General features: G+C 46.4%; 17 protein-coding genes. 15 read left to right on the forward strand and 2 right to left on the reverse strand.

Annotation, left to right across the window (positions count from 1 at the left end):
- Positions 1-27: 27 nt before the first annotated feature.
- Positions 28-1,008, reverse strand: coding sequence for a YpdA family putative bacillithiol disulfide reductase (locus tag KNO86_RS00870; protein ID WP_214691857.1), 981 nt, complete (start codon positions 1,006-1,008; stop codon positions 28-30).
- 51 nt (positions 1,009-1,059) lie between these two features.
- The gene (locus KNO86_RS00875) at positions 1,060-2,031 is read right to left on the reverse strand and encodes an asparaginase (RefSeq protein WP_214691858.1); all 972 of its coding nucleotides are present in this window, start codon (positions 2,029-2,031) and stop codon (positions 1,060-1,062) included.
- A gap of 107 nt (positions 2,032-2,138) precedes the next feature.
- Here KNO86_RS00875 and prsW point away from each other — a divergent pair, with 107 nt between their 5' ends.
- The 15 genes from prsW to KNO86_RS00950 all read left to right on the forward strand — a co-directional run bounded on the left by prsW (position 2,139) and on the right by KNO86_RS00950 (position 13,810).
- Positions 2,139-2,795, forward strand: a complete 657-nt coding sequence (gene prsW, locus KNO86_RS00880) for a glutamic-type intramembrane protease PrsW (protein ID WP_214691859.1) — start codon at positions 2,139-2,141, stop codon at positions 2,793-2,795.
- Between the two features lie 14 nt (positions 2,796-2,809).
- Positions 2,810-3,475, forward strand: coding sequence for a flagellar brake protein (locus KNO86_RS00885; protein WP_214691860.1), 666 nt, complete (start codon positions 2,810-2,812; stop codon positions 3,473-3,475).
- Between the two features lie 74 nt (positions 3,476-3,549).
- Complete coding sequence (cmk, locus tag KNO86_RS00890) at positions 3,550-4,224, forward strand: (d)CMP kinase (protein WP_214691861.1); 675 nt, start codon at positions 3,550-3,552, stop codon at positions 4,222-4,224.
- Positions 4,221-4,844 (forward strand): lysophospholipid acyltransferase family protein, encoded by a 624-nt coding sequence (locus KNO86_RS00895; protein WP_251126859.1) that lies wholly within the window; start codon positions 4,221-4,223, stop codon positions 4,842-4,844. Before cmk ends, KNO86_RS00895 begins: the two co-directional genes overlap by 4 nt.
- A gap of 155 nt (positions 4,845-4,999) precedes the next feature.
- On the forward strand, positions 5,000-6,148 hold the full coding sequence (gene rpsA / locus KNO86_RS00900; protein WP_214691862.1) for a 30S ribosomal protein S1: 1,149 nt from the start codon (positions 5,000-5,002) through the stop codon (positions 6,146-6,148).
- Between the two features lie 138 nt (positions 6,149-6,286).
- Positions 6,287-7,597 (forward strand): ribosome biogenesis GTPase Der, encoded by a 1,311-nt coding sequence (gene der / locus KNO86_RS00905; RefSeq protein WP_214691863.1) that lies wholly within the window; start codon positions 6,287-6,289, stop codon positions 7,595-7,597.
- A gap of 17 nt (positions 7,598-7,614) precedes the next feature.
- On the forward strand, positions 7,615-8,640 hold the full coding sequence (locus KNO86_RS00910; protein ID WP_074034637.1) for an NAD(P)H-dependent glycerol-3-phosphate dehydrogenase: 1,026 nt from the start codon (positions 7,615-7,617) through the stop codon (positions 8,638-8,640).
- 93 nt (positions 8,641-8,733) lie between these two features.
- Positions 8,734-8,934, forward strand: a complete 201-nt coding sequence (locus KNO86_RS00915) for a DUF2768 family protein (RefSeq protein WP_074034636.1) — start codon at positions 8,734-8,736, stop codon at positions 8,932-8,934.
- A 3-nt stretch (positions 8,935-8,937) separates the two neighbouring features.
- On the forward strand, positions 8,938-9,648 hold the full coding sequence (locus KNO86_RS00920) for a hypothetical protein (RefSeq protein WP_214691864.1): 711 nt from the start codon (positions 8,938-8,940) through the stop codon (positions 9,646-9,648).
- A gap of 109 nt (positions 9,649-9,757) precedes the next feature.
- Positions 9,758-10,030, forward strand: a complete 273-nt coding sequence (locus KNO86_RS00925; RefSeq protein ID WP_074034634.1) for an HU family DNA-binding protein — start codon at positions 9,758-9,760, stop codon at positions 10,028-10,030.
- A gap of 125 nt (positions 10,031-10,155) precedes the next feature.
- The gene (locus KNO86_RS00930; protein ID WP_214691865.1) at positions 10,156-10,728 is read left to right on the forward strand and encodes a heptaprenyl diphosphate synthase component 1; all 573 of its coding nucleotides are present in this window, start codon (positions 10,156-10,158) and stop codon (positions 10,726-10,728) included.
- Positions 10,729-10,748: 20 nt separating this feature from the next.
- Positions 10,749-11,450 (forward strand): demethylmenaquinone methyltransferase, encoded by a 702-nt coding sequence (locus tag KNO86_RS00935; RefSeq protein WP_214691866.1) that lies wholly within the window; start codon positions 10,749-10,751, stop codon positions 11,448-11,450.
- 3 nt (positions 11,451-11,453) lie between these two features.
- Positions 11,454-12,416: a polyprenyl synthetase family protein gene (locus tag KNO86_RS00940; protein WP_214691867.1), complete on the forward strand. Its 963-nt coding sequence runs from the start codon at positions 11,454-11,456 to the stop codon at positions 12,414-12,416.
- A gap of 91 nt (positions 12,417-12,507) precedes the next feature.
- Positions 12,508-12,927, forward strand: coding sequence for a nucleoside-diphosphate kinase (gene ndk / locus KNO86_RS00945; RefSeq protein WP_214691868.1), 420 nt, complete (start codon positions 12,508-12,510; stop codon positions 12,925-12,927).
- A gap of 103 nt (positions 12,928-13,030) precedes the next feature.
- Positions 13,031-13,810, forward strand: coding sequence for a CheR family methyltransferase (locus KNO86_RS00950; protein ID WP_214691869.1), 780 nt, complete (start codon positions 13,031-13,033; stop codon positions 13,808-13,810).
- Positions 13,811-13,813: the final 3 nt, after the last annotated feature.

The following is a 13,813-nucleotide window of genomic DNA, read 5'->3' on the forward strand; positions in this document are numbered from 1 at the left end:
CGGTCAACATGCGTTGACCGAACTTTTTTATACTTGAATACGATTTGCAATCGTGTCTGCGATGGCTTTCCCATGAAAGCGACCGTTCTCGATAAAAATCTTATTCGCATCGTTGCCGGCAGCGACAACGCCAGCAATGAACAAATGCTCGACATTCGTTTCGAACGATTCCTCATCAAACGTCGGAACACCGCTCTCCTCATCGATTGTGATTCCCGCATTTTCAAAAAGATGATGATCTGGTTGATACCCTGTCATCGCGAGGACGTGATCGGCATACACGTGCTTCTCTTCCCCATGTTGGTAATAATAGACACCGTCTTCGGTAATGCGATCGATTGTTGCCTCAAATTCCATCCGAACTTTCTCATGTCGGACGAGTGAATCGAAGTTAGGCAGAACCCATGGCTTCACCGAAGGACTATAGGAGTCACCGCGATAAAGCACGGTCACGTACGCTCCGGCTTTTTCGAGTTCGATTGCCGCATCGACTGCAGAGTTCTTTCCTCCGATAATGGTGACGTGTTGTCGATAGTACGGATGGGCCTCGTGGAAATAATGGTGGACGTGTGGTAACTCCTCACCAGGTACATCGAGCATACGAGGACGTCCATAATATCCTGTGGCTAAAATCACATAATCTGCCTCGCGAACGATTTCCCCACGACGCTCATGACTTGACGTCACGACAAACCGATTGTCGATTTTTTCTACTGATTCGACGTTCTCGAACGGATGGACGTTCAATCCAGTACGGGTGACGACTTCCCGATAGTAAACGAGTGCATCTTGTCGACGTGGCTTTAAATCTTTACATATAAACGGGATGTCCCCGATTTCTAACAGGTTTGCAGATGAAAAGAACGTTTGATGGGTCGGATATCGATAGATTGCATCAACGATATTTCCTCGCTCAATTACCGTACAAGAAACCCCAATCTTCTCTAACTCGATGGCCGCTGATAGACCACATGGTCCAGCACCCACAATAATCGCTTGTTTATTCACTGAAAATCACCTCTTTGCTCATTGTAGGGAAGGGACTGCGGAAGCGCAAGGTTATTGCTGGAAACTAAAGCTATGCTCCATGACGGATTGAGAAGAGCCGGATTCGAGTTCCACGAGTAAACGCAGGCGAGCTTTTTGCGAATTTAGCCCGTTCGAGAAAATGATCCCCATCTCTTTCAATTGTTTCCCACCACCGGCATACCCGTATACGTCTTGGACGATTCCGTTAAAGCAACGGCTGACAATCACGACGGGGATTTCCTTGACCAAGCGCTCGAGTGCCGACAATAGTGTCGGTGGGACGTTTCCTTGCCCTAATACTTCGAGGACGAGTCCGTCGTATCCAAGTTCCATCACCGATTCGAGCAAATCAGGCTCCATTCCCGCAACGACTTTTAACACAGCTACCCGTTTTGAGATAGATGGAATCATTTTAGGCTGTCTCGTTGACGGTTGACTATAGATGAGTACATGGTCCTTTGTGACCATACCCACGTTTCCGAAATGAACTGACTTGAACGTATCGACGGATGATGTATGTGTTTTTGTGACGTTGAAGGCCGAGTGTATCTCTCCGTTAAATACGACGAGTACGCCTTTTCCGCGAGCCGATTCACTCTTTGCGACCCGAAGAGCGGTAATTAAATTGAATTCACCGTCTGAACCGACTTCATTCGAGGAACGCATCGCTCCTGTCAAGACGATTGGTACAGGCGCACCAAGCGTAATCTGCAAGAAGTAAGCCGTTTCTTCAAGCGTATCTGTTCCATGTGTGATCACGACTCCGTCATACGTGTCCTGTGTCAACTCATGTTGAATGAATTGTGCTAGTTCAAGCATTTTATCGGGTGTCATATGTGGAGATGGGATATTTGAGAAATGCTTCGTAGTAATGTGGGCGATGTCCGTCGCCTTCGGAAGTGTAGCGTCGATTGGGTTCACATCGCTCGGTTCGACGTGTCCTGTACCGGATTGGGACATGGCGATTGTACCGCCTGTATGAATAAGTAATAAATGATTCATAAATGACCTCCTAATTATTTTTATGGATTTTTCCATTTTCTAGGCGTTACACACTTTTTCTTTCAGACAATTCAGTGTATGCTAATGAGAGAAAGGAGAGATGCGTCATGATCGCAATCGCCTTGTCTGCGGTTGCACCAGGGCTTGCCCTTCTTTCCTACTTCTATCTTCGGCATGAATTGGAAGCAGAACCGCTCGGATATGTGATTCGTTCTTTCGTGGCCGGGGCCGTTCTTGTATTCCCGATCATGTTTATCCAATATGCGTTCGTTGAAGAAGGGGTGCTGACTGGTCCGTTTTGGCAGGCATATGTCACCACTGCCTTACTCGAAGAGTTTTTTAAGTGGTTTATGATTTATTATACAATATATATACATAAAGTCTTTGATGATTACTACGACGGGATTCTCTATGCGGTCGCCTGCTCGTTAGGCTTTGCGACGTTAGAGAATTTTTTATACTTATGGGTGTACGATTCATTAGAAATCGCGATTTGGCGCGCTATTTTACCCGTGAGCGGCCATGCATTGTTTGCGGTTGTCATGGGCTACTGTTTGGGACGTGCTAAACATTCGGCACGTGAGCGGGTGTGGCTGTTTATGGCAATTTTTTCTGCAACGGTCATCCACGGGACGTTTGATTTGATCTTGATTTTAGAACCGAATCATAAGTTGCCGGCCGTGCTCTATATCGTCATTTTATGGATGGTTGCACTTCTGCTTGTACGAGCAGCCAATCTGTCCAATCGTCGTCAATTTAAATAAAGGGGAACATGCATATGCTGAAAGAAGGACAAGAATTACGAATCGAAGTAGAAGGACGGAATGAGGGGAAAACAAAGATTGCGGCCATTGTGGATCAAATCGTTTGGATTGAATCACCAAGTGACATGACGACGCTTAAAACCTTCTTCTTACATGAAGAAGAAGAGATGCGTGTTTACTTTTTCAAAGGGGATAACCAATTGTTCGCATTTGATACGAAAGTCGCGAAACGAATCAGTGATGCGCAGATGACGATTCGCTATGCTTTCAAGATGCCGGATGAGAAGAAAATCAAACGAATTCAACGACGTGAATATTTGCGCGTCCCTGAAATGATTGATGTGACAGTTGTTGCGGCAGATGGGGCAGACTTCGAATCGTTCGAAACGACGTCGCTTGACGTATCGGCAGGCGGTATGAAAATTATTGCGAACCGTGTGCCCGTTGAAGTAAACGAATCGCTCATCGTTGTGTTCCGAATTGAAGATGAGCAGGGTGCGCCGCAACTCTTTCGTGTGAAGAGTCGTTTAGTACGTATACATAAACAAGAAGTGAAGCAAGAGCTTTCTTTGGCATTCGAAGATTTGACCCCTCGTGATCAGGAGACGATTTTACGATACTGTTTCCGTGTTCAACTTGAAGCGCGCAAGCGGACAGGGTCTGTATTTTCTTCAAGATAAAAAACTGTTATGATGTTCTCGGGATTATAGACCGAGAGGAGGAGGGTATCGGGCACACTCGATACCCGTTTTGTATGAAAAAATCGTTACAAATTGCTTTAGATGGACCGGCTGGTGCCGGGAAAAGTACAATCGCCAAGTCGTTGGCGAAACAATTGGGCTATGTCTATATAGACACAGGTGCGATTTATCGAGCAGTCACATATCGTGCTTTAAACGAGGAGATTAATCTTGAAGATGGTCCCGCACTTGCAAAGATGATCGAGAACATGTCGATTCGTCTCGTGCCATCTGAAGAAGGGCAACGTGTATTCGATGGCGAACAAGAAGTGACAGATGTCATTCGCTCTAGTGAAGTGACGAATAATGTGAGTTTTGTCGCCCGTCAATCGGAAGTACGGGATGCCTTGATGGATTTACAGCGTGATTTGGCGAAGCATGGCGGTGTCGTCATGGATGGGCGCGATATCGGCACGCATGTGTTACCGAACGCAGATTTGAAAGTGTTTATGACTGCCTCGGTCGAAGAACGGGCACGCCGTCGTCATGAGGAAAATGTGTCAAAAGGAATCCCGAGTGATTACGAGCGATTGAAGGAAGAAATTGCTCTTCGTGACAAACGTGATTCAGAGCGCGAGGTCGCGCCTCTCCGTCAAGCTGAAGATGCTCATTACCTCGATACGACGACGTTGTCGATTGATGGGGTCGTCTCGGCGATTGAACGATTAATTGAAGAGGTGAAAGCATGAGTAAACCGTTGAACAATGGTCCGTTTGGAATGTATCGGATGGCTAGGGCCGTCGTGAACATCATTCAAATCGCATCGTTTCGCGTCGAATTCATCGGACGCGAACATGTCCCAAAAGATGGATCGATTCTCGTCTGTTCGAACCACCAGTCAAACTGGGACCCGGTCCTCCTCGCATGTGCGATTCCGAAAGAACGTCCATTACGATTCTTTGCGAAAAAAGAGCTTTTCAGCGTTCCTGTATTGAAGCATATTTTGAACCGTGCGGGACAAATTCCTGTATCGCGTGGGGAAGGTGACCGTCAGGCGCTACGAGTTGTTCTTCAAAAGCTAAAAGAAGACGAGGTCATCTCGATTTTCCCTGAGGGTACACGTTCAAAAGATGGGACGTTAGGAAAGGCGCAAGCCGGGGTTGGTTTCTTTGCGATGCGTTCAGACGCGCACATTTTACCGATTGCCATCATCGGTAGATATAAGTTTCGTGCGAAATTGCGTGTCGTCATTGGAAAGCCGATTGATTTGGCTCCTTTGAAGGAACGAAAGGCAAACGCACAAGAGGCGGCTGACTTAATCATGGATACAATTGCCGACCTCTATTTGAAACATTCATTCACGAAGTAATTATAGGTTTGAGGAATTGAGGTTTAAACTTCTTTCAATAGAGGTACAATCTTCATAACGCCTTGACAAATTCTCGGAATTATAAGAGATTTATACTAGGTGTATGCGCCTCAGGGCGCTCCTTTTTGTACTCATCGTGAGGGGGTAGTGTTGGAATGGTCGAAGAAATGAAAGATATGCCTGATTTTGAAATTAATCGTGGTCAAATTGTGACCGGAACAGTTGTCAAAATCGAGGACAAGCAAGCGCTGATCGATATCGGTTATAAGACCGAAGCGATTTTGCCAATTAGCGAAGTATCAAGCATGCATCTAGACGATTTAAACGAATCACTCCAAGTGAACGACGAGATTCGTGTCAAAGTTAAAAAAGTCACGGACGAAGAAGTGGTCGTTTCGAAAAAAGACGTCGATGCTGAAGCAGCATGGGATCGAATTGTCGAGAAATTCGAATCGGGCGAAGTGTTTGAAGTGATGGTGAAAGATAAGGTCAAAGGTGGCCTTGTCGTCGATATCGGAATCCGTGGATTTATCCCGGCATCTCTTGTCGAAAGTCACTTTGTCGAAGACTTCTCGTCTTATTTAAACAAACCAATTACCGTAAAAGTCGTCGAGATTGATCGCGAAAAAAATCGCGTCATCTTGTCACATAAAGCAGTTGTCGAAGCAGAAATGAGTGCCAAGAAATCAGAGACGCTTGAATCGCTCGAAGTCGGTCAAGTGATCGAAGGAACGGTTCAACGTTTGACGGACTTCGGTGCGTTCGTTGATATCGGCGGTGTGGACGGTCTCGTCCATATCTCAGAAATGGCGCACAGCCGTGTTGAGAAGCCTAGCGATGTCGTAACAGAAGGCGACCGCGTCAAAGTGAAAGTCCTTGGTCTCGACTTGGATAACGAAAAAGTGAAACTCTCGATTAAAGAGACACAACCAGGTCCGTGGGAAACGATTGAAGGGAAAATTCAACCGGGTGATGTGATCGAAGGAACTGTCAAACGTCTTGTGACGTTCGGTGCTTTCGTTGAGGTCGCACCACAAGTGGAAGGGCTCCTTCATATCTCGCAAATCGCGAACCGTCACATCGCAACGCCATCTGAAGTGTTATCAGAAGGCCAAGAAGTGAAAGTCAAAGTATTAGACGTTCATCTCGATGATAAGAAAATCTCATTGTCGATGCGTGCACTCGAATCATCTGAACCGACTCGTCAAGATGATGATCAAGCGTTACTCGACGAATACAGCGACCAAGGAGGATTCTCTGTCTCTGAACTGACAGGTGATGAATCTTCGGACGACTCTAAATAAGATGATCGTTCAAGCGGGAGTCATGCTCCCGCTTCTTTTTGTATGGTCACTTAATTTTGCCTGTGATATGATAGGTAAGTTGCGTTTCGAAATGTTGAAATGATGAAATTTTGATAGAAAGATTAGTGAGGTGTTGTTATGGGAATTCCAGCAGTGGCCATCGTTGGCCGCCCGAATATCGGGAAATCCACAATTTTTAACCGCATCATCGGAGATCGTGTCTCAATCGTCGATGATAAACCAGGTGTCACACGTGACCGTATTTATGGTACAGGAGAGTGGCTCAACCGTAAGTTCCATTTGATTGATACAGGTGGGATCGAAGTAGGAGACGAGCCGTTGCTCGTCCAAATGCGTCATCAGGCTGAACTTGCCATCGATGAGGCGGATGTCATTATCTTCATGGTGAACGGTCGCGAAGGCATCACAGCAGCCGATGAAGAAGTAGCGAACTTGTTGTTCCGTTCGAACAAACCGATTGTCCTTGCCGTCAACAAAGTGGATAACTTTGAAATGAGAGATCTCATGTATGAGTTCTACTCACTTGGATTCGGCGATCCGTTCCCAATTTCGGGTACACATGGGTTAGGACTTGGTGACTTGTTAGACCAAGTGTTCGAACTTGCTCCTGAAAAGGATGAATTTGAATATAACGAAGACGTCATTCAGTTCTCGTTGATTGGTCGTCCAAACGTCGGGAAATCTAGTTTGACGAACTCGATCCTTGGCGAAGATCGTGTCATCGTGTCAAACATCGCTGGAACGACTCGCGATGCGATCGATACACCGTTCACACGTGACGGACAAGAGTACGTCATCATCGATACGGCTGGTATGCGCAAACGCGGCAAAGTATACGAATCGACAGAACGTTACAGCGTCATGCGCGCGCAAAAAGCGATTGAACGCTCAAACGTCGTCCTCGTCGTCCTCGATGGTGAAGAAGGAATCATCGAACAAGACAAACGTGTTGCCGGTCTCGCCCATGAAGCCGGGAAGGCGATTGTCATCGTCGTCAACAAGTGGGATGCAGTCGAAAAAGATGATAAGACGATGAAGAAGATGGAAGAGGAAATTCGCAAAGAATTCTTGTTCCTTGATTATGCACCGATTGTCTTCTTGTCGGCACTTACGTCGAAACGGTTGCAAACATTGTTGCCTGTCATCAAGCAAGTGGCAGAAACACATCGTCGTCGGATCTCGACGAGCGTATTGAACGATGTCATCGTCGATGCGGTCGCGATGAACCCGACACCGACAGATAAAGGACAACGTTTGAAAATCAACTACGCGACTCAAGTTGCCATCGAGCCGCCAACGTTCGTCTTGTTCGTCAACGATCCTGAATTGTTGCATTTCTCGTATAAACGTTATTTAGATAATCAAATCCGTAAAGCATTTGACTTCACCGGGACGCCGATTCATATCGTGGCTCGTCAGAAAAACTAATAACGGGGGTGCCACTTATGGCAAATGTAGCTGTCATTGGAGCGGGAAGTTGGGGAACGGCCATCTCGCTCGTATTAGCGGATAATGGTCATGACGTCCTGCTCTACGGACGTGAACAAGAGCATGTGGACGAGATCAATTCGTCTCATACAAACTCGTTTTATTTGAAAGACGCACCGTTACCGGAATCGATTCGGGCCACGACAGATTTGAAGGAAGCGCTCGACGGACGCAACATTGTCTTCCTTGTCGTCCCGAGCTCGGCGATTCGTCCTGTCTCGAAACAGTTGAACACCATGTTGAAGGAACCGGTCACCATCGTTCATGCCGCAAAAGGGATTGAACCGAAAACGCACAAACGTCTCTCGGAAATCATTGCGGAAGAAATCGACCCGTCGAAACGTCGGGCCATTGGTGTCTTGACCGGACCGACTCACGCTGAAGAAGTCGCAGTACGGAAACCGACGACAATCACGATTGCTTGTGAGGACCTCGATGTCGCTGACGAAGTGCAGGAGCTGCTCACAAACGATCAATTCCGCGTTTACTTGAACTCGGATGTCGTCGGTGCCGAGTATGGCGGGGCGCTCAAAAATATTATCGCCCTTGCTGCAGGTATGACCGACGGACTTGGTTATGGGGACAATGCAAAAGCTGCCCTCATGACACGTGGGATTGTGGAAATTGCCCGACTTGGAGTGAAGCTCGGAGCCAATCCGGCCTCTTTCTCTGGATTGACAGGAATCGGGGATTTGATTGTGACGGCGACGTCGCAACATAGCCGGAACTGGCGGGCCGGCAATGCGATCGGACGCGGTGAAAAACTCGAAGACGTACTTGGAAACATGGGAATGGTCGTCGAAGGTGTTCGTGCCTGTGAAGCAGCACATTCGCTCGCGAAAGAGGCGGGTGTCGAGATGCCAATCACGGAAGCACTCTATAACGTGCTATTTGAAGGAAAGAGTCCTCATGATGAAGTGAAAAAACTCATGAGACGTCCACAAAAGCACGAGATGGAACAAGTGTTTCATTTTGAAGAATAATACTTTTGTGAGGAACTGACGTTTTCGTTCAGTTCCTCGCTTTTTTTTGCTACACTTGAAGTCTGGAGAACATAGAGAAAGTAGGGGGTAGACGTGACACCGTCACTCATCAAAATGTGGATTTCATTTGCGGGGATTGGTGCTTTTGCCATCGCTGCACTGATGGTCGCCATCAGTCACACGAAACTGACCGGATGGTTCGCGACGCTTGTGCGCCTGATTGCGTTCATCATTTTCTTATTTGGGACAGTAATTATGATTTTTGTCGTCGTCTCAGGACCGACGGGAGGATAGGCCATGAAAAAGAGCATAATCGCTGCTAGCTTACTGTTAACGACTTTGTTGGCAGGATGTATGTTCCCGGAGTCGGAACGTGCTAACAATATTCCGTATGAAGACCAATTGAATACCGTGCAAAGTGCGGTCGATGCATATCGTGAACAATCTGGCGTCTTGCCCATTAAAACAAAACCAGCGGAAACGCCGCTCACGGAGCGTTATCCAATCGAGTTTGCCCGGCTCGTGCCAGGGTATTTAGCGGATCCTCCAGGGAATAGTTTTGAGGGCGGTGGGTTGTTCCAATATATTCTCGTTGATGTCGAAACGGAACCGACCGTCAAATTGATCGACTTGCGTGTGTCGGAACGTTTGCAACAGCTTCAGACAAACATTAATGCGTTTCGGGCGAAAGAAGGGAAGTTTCCGTTCGATGGATCGATTGGGAAAAATCAGTTCACGCTCGATTACGACAAGATTTTTGTCACAGAGGAGCCGGTCATCCCGAGCCCGTATTCGGATCGCGAACTCCCGATCTACGTGGACGGTACCGGACAACTATTTGTAGACTATCGAGAAGATGTGAAGGAAGCGCTTCAAAATACGGATGAGTCGCCAGAAATCGGTGAAGACATTCGTTATTTGCTATATGAAGACGCTCCATTCGCCCCTGCTTATTCACAAGGCTATACAATAGATGAACAAGGAGAAGTTGTTTTTTTAAACAACTGAGCTTGTTTTGATGGCGAATGTCGTGAATTCACGCAAAAAATGTTGTCATATCAACGTTTGTACGATATGATTAATCCCGTAAACTCCTAGTGAGAGGAGGTGAATCGTGATGAACAAAACTGAATTGATCCAAGCAGTAGCGGAGAAAGCAAATGTTTCGAAAAAAGAAGCTACAGTAGTTGTAGAAGCTACTTTCGAATCTATCACTGAAGCACTCCAAAACGGTGAAAAAATTCAATTGATCGGTTTTGGTACTTTTGAAGTTCGTGAACGTGCTGCCCGTAAAGGCCGTAACCCACGTACAAAAGAAGATATCGAAATCCCAGCGAGCAAAGTCCCTGCATTTAAAGCAGGTAAAGCGCTCAAAGATGCGGTCAAGTAATCAGCAATACATAAGTCGCCGAAAGGCGGCTTTTTTGTTTCGTTTGCGAGTTCGAATGACGTGAATGTGACAAAAATGTGCTATACTATGTCAGAATGACAATGAAGTGGACGAGGGGGGATAGCATGGAACAGTTGACAAATGAATTCGTTGTCACAGACCTTGCTCGTCAAATCCAACAACGTATGAATCATCCCTATTTGACGAAACACGAGGTTGTACCAGCGGTCGACATGCTGTTGCTTCGTTGGATGGTCGAGATGATTGATTTGGAATCGATTGAGCATCAACAACTCGTGATGGCAACTTATTTCGCTCATCAGGCGCTCGAATTACATGATCAAGTGAACAGTAGTCCGAAAGGGTCGCTAGAGCGCCAATTAAAAGTGCTCGCGGGCGATTTTGCCTCGGCTCAGTTCTATAAAATCTTGACGGCTTTCCCAGCGTCGTATAGCGATCGATTCGGACAGTCTGTACAACGTGTCAATGCTGCAAAGTGTACACTACTGCTCGATAAAAACGTCTCGATGAACATTTGGATCGAAGCAAACGTCGGATTGATTCAAACACTTTCCGAGCTGATTGAACAACCTTATTTGACAACAAGTGGGAAACGAATGATTGATAAGAAAGCGACAGCGCTCAGACAAGACCAAAAGGAGCAACTCAACACGTTGCTCGCGCACGCGGTCGCTTAGAACGGAAAGGATGTTACGCGTTGCAACCGATAGAAAAAGAGCAAAAAGTATACGAAGTATTCCAGTCCATTTCTCCGAGCTACGATACGATGAACTCAATTATCAGCTTCCGACTTCACAAATGGTGGCGTCGGACAACGATGAAGAAAATGAACGTCTTTCCGGGGGCTAAATGTCTAGACGTTTGTTGTGGCACAGCTGACTGGACGATTCAATTGGCTGAAGCTGCAGGGAATACGGGGGTCGTCAAAGGCCTCGACTTTTCAGAGAATATGCTGAAAGTGGGAGAAGAAAAAGTAAAATCAATGCCGACGATTGAACTACTACACGGAAATGCGATGGCGCTACCGTTTGGAGATCATTCATTCGATTACGTCACAATCGGATTTGGACTTCGGAACGTTCCGGATTATATGACGGTGTTGCGTGAAATGCATCGCGTCTTAAAACCGGGCGGAACGGTCGTCTGTCTTGAAACGAGTCAACCGACGGCACCCGTCTTTAAAGAATTGTATCGATTTTACTTTGGAACCGTCATGCCTTTGTTCGGCAAAGTGTTTGCCGGGTCATACGACCAATACAAATGGTTACAAGAATCGACCGATCAGTTTCCTGACCGTCTGACGCTCAAACGCATGTTTGAAGATGCCGGGTTCGAACAAGTCGAAGTGAAGACATTCTCCGGAGGTGCATGTGCCATGCATCTAGGAAAGAAGTGGTGAAACATGTCTTTGAAGCGACTTTACCGTCACATGAACCGAGAGATTGATCAAATCGATCAATTTTTATCAACTCGAGTCAGGACGGACCACCCTGTGATTGAATCGGCATCTCGCCAACTACTCGATGCTGGTGGTAAACGCATCCGACCAGCTTTCGTTTTATTGAGCGCGGGATTCGGTGAGACGAAAGATATCCGTTTGACGAAAGTTGCCTCAAGTCTTGAGTTGATTCATATGGCATCGCTCGTTCATGACGATGTCATCGATGATGCGATGCTGCGTCGGGGGAAACCGACCGTCATGGAGCGTTATGATGAGACCGTTGCGATGTATACCGGAAATACGCTATTCGGAGAGGCGATTCGTCTCGTATCCGAAATCGATTCTCCGGAAGTGATGCGAATCATGGCGGACACGATGGAACGGATTTGTGTCGGCGAAATCAATCAAATCCAAGATCAATATGACTGGGGTCAATCACCTAAACGATACTTAGATCGGATTGCACGAAAGACAGCCCTATTGATTGAAACGAGTTGTGCGGCAGGCGCTGTTATTTCAGGAGCGTCACCTCAAGTCGTCAAACAACTAAGCTTATTCGGTTATGACATCGGGATGGCATTCCAAATGACCGATGATTTGCTCGATTTCACGGCAAAGAGTTTCCAACTCGGGAAACCCGTTGGAGAAGATTTGAAGCATGGTCATAAGACGTTGCCGTTGCTCTATTCATCAGAAGACCCGATTTTTTATGAGCGTCTCCGCCAGGTGAATGCATCGACAGACATGGAGATGACGAAATCACTCGTTCGTGAAGTGCAACGAAATGGGACATTAGAACGAAGCCAGCGCACGATTGACCGATACGTTGAACGCGCCATTCGAAGACTCGACGGGTTGCCGGATGTGCCTGACAAGCGATCTTTGATTGAAATCGCTCAATATATCGGGAAACGTAAATGGTAAATGCCCATGTAACCCCTTTCAAAAATGTTCAGGAGCGTGTACACTAAATACGTACAACGTACACATTTATTGACTTAGGGGGATTTGGGGAATGGAAAAGACATTTTTAATGGTTAAACCGGATGGGGTAAAACGTGGATTGATTGGGGAAATCATCTCACGTTTTGAAAACAAAGGATATACATTGAACCGTCTCGAAATGGTGACACCGTCAGTTGAGGTCGCAGAGGCACACTACGCAGAGCATAAGGAAAAGCCGTTCTTTGGTGAATTGGTAGAGTTTTTGACTTCTGGTCCGGTCGTCGCGATGGAATGGGAAGGGGAAGACATCGTAGCCGTCTCTCGTCTCATGATCGGGAAGACAAAGCCGCTCGATGCACAACCTGGAACGATTCGTGGTGATTTTGCATCGACGATGTCACAAAACGTAATTCATGGTTCTGATAGTGTGGACAGCGCGGAACGCGAATTGGCACTTTGGTTCGCAGGAGTTGCCTCACACGTTTCATGACTTTTCGAAGGGACGGGGAAACCTGTCCTTTTTTTGATTCCCTTCTAAAAGCCTGTGGTCAGAAGAAAGAGGAAATGAGAAAGAATTGAGGTTGAAATTGGTGATGAATGATTATGCCATCTTCGTAAAAAAGTTTTATAACAAGTCCGGAATTGACTTGAATTTATATAAAGAGGCGCAAATGAAGCGCCGGATGGTCGCCTTACGCGAAAAGAAGGGATATGCGTCGTTCATTGAGTATTTAAAGGCGATGGAGACGGATCGTCAGCTCTATGAGGAATTCCTTGACCGAATGACGATTAACGTGAGTGAATTTTATCGCAATCCGATCCGTTGGCAGCAGCTTGAAGAGGATATCCTGCCTCACTTGATCCGTTCGAGTCAAGGGAAGCTCCGCGTGTGGAGCGCAGCGTGCTCGACAGGAGAAGAACCTTACTCGCTCGCCATGCTATTGTCTAAACATCTGGCACCTTCTCAATTTTCCATTATGGCCACTGATTTAGATGATATTGTCATCGAAAAGGCGAAACAAGGGAAGTATCACGAGCGGGCACTCATTGATTTGCCAGATGAGTTTAAAAATCGATACTTCACACGTCGTGGAGACGACTATTTCATTTCGGATGAAATCAAACAACTTGTGACGTTTAAAAAACACAATTTACTAGCAGACGTGTATGAACGGAACTTTGATTTGATTGTCTGTCGAAACGTTTTGATTTACTTTACGGAAGAAGCGAAAGAAAAAGTATATACGTCATTTCAACGTGCCCTTCGACCAGGAGGAATCTTGTTTGTCGGAGGAACCGAACAAATCTTCCAGCCGAAGCGTTATGGATATGCGATGAAACAAAGCTTCTTTTACGAAAAAATAGATGGATGAGGT

The sequence above is a fragment of the Exiguobacterium sp. s160 genome, assembly GCF_018617575.1.
Taxonomy (GTDB): domain Bacteria; phylum Bacillota; class Bacilli; order Exiguobacteriales; family Exiguobacteriaceae; genus Exiguobacterium; species Exiguobacterium aestuarii_A.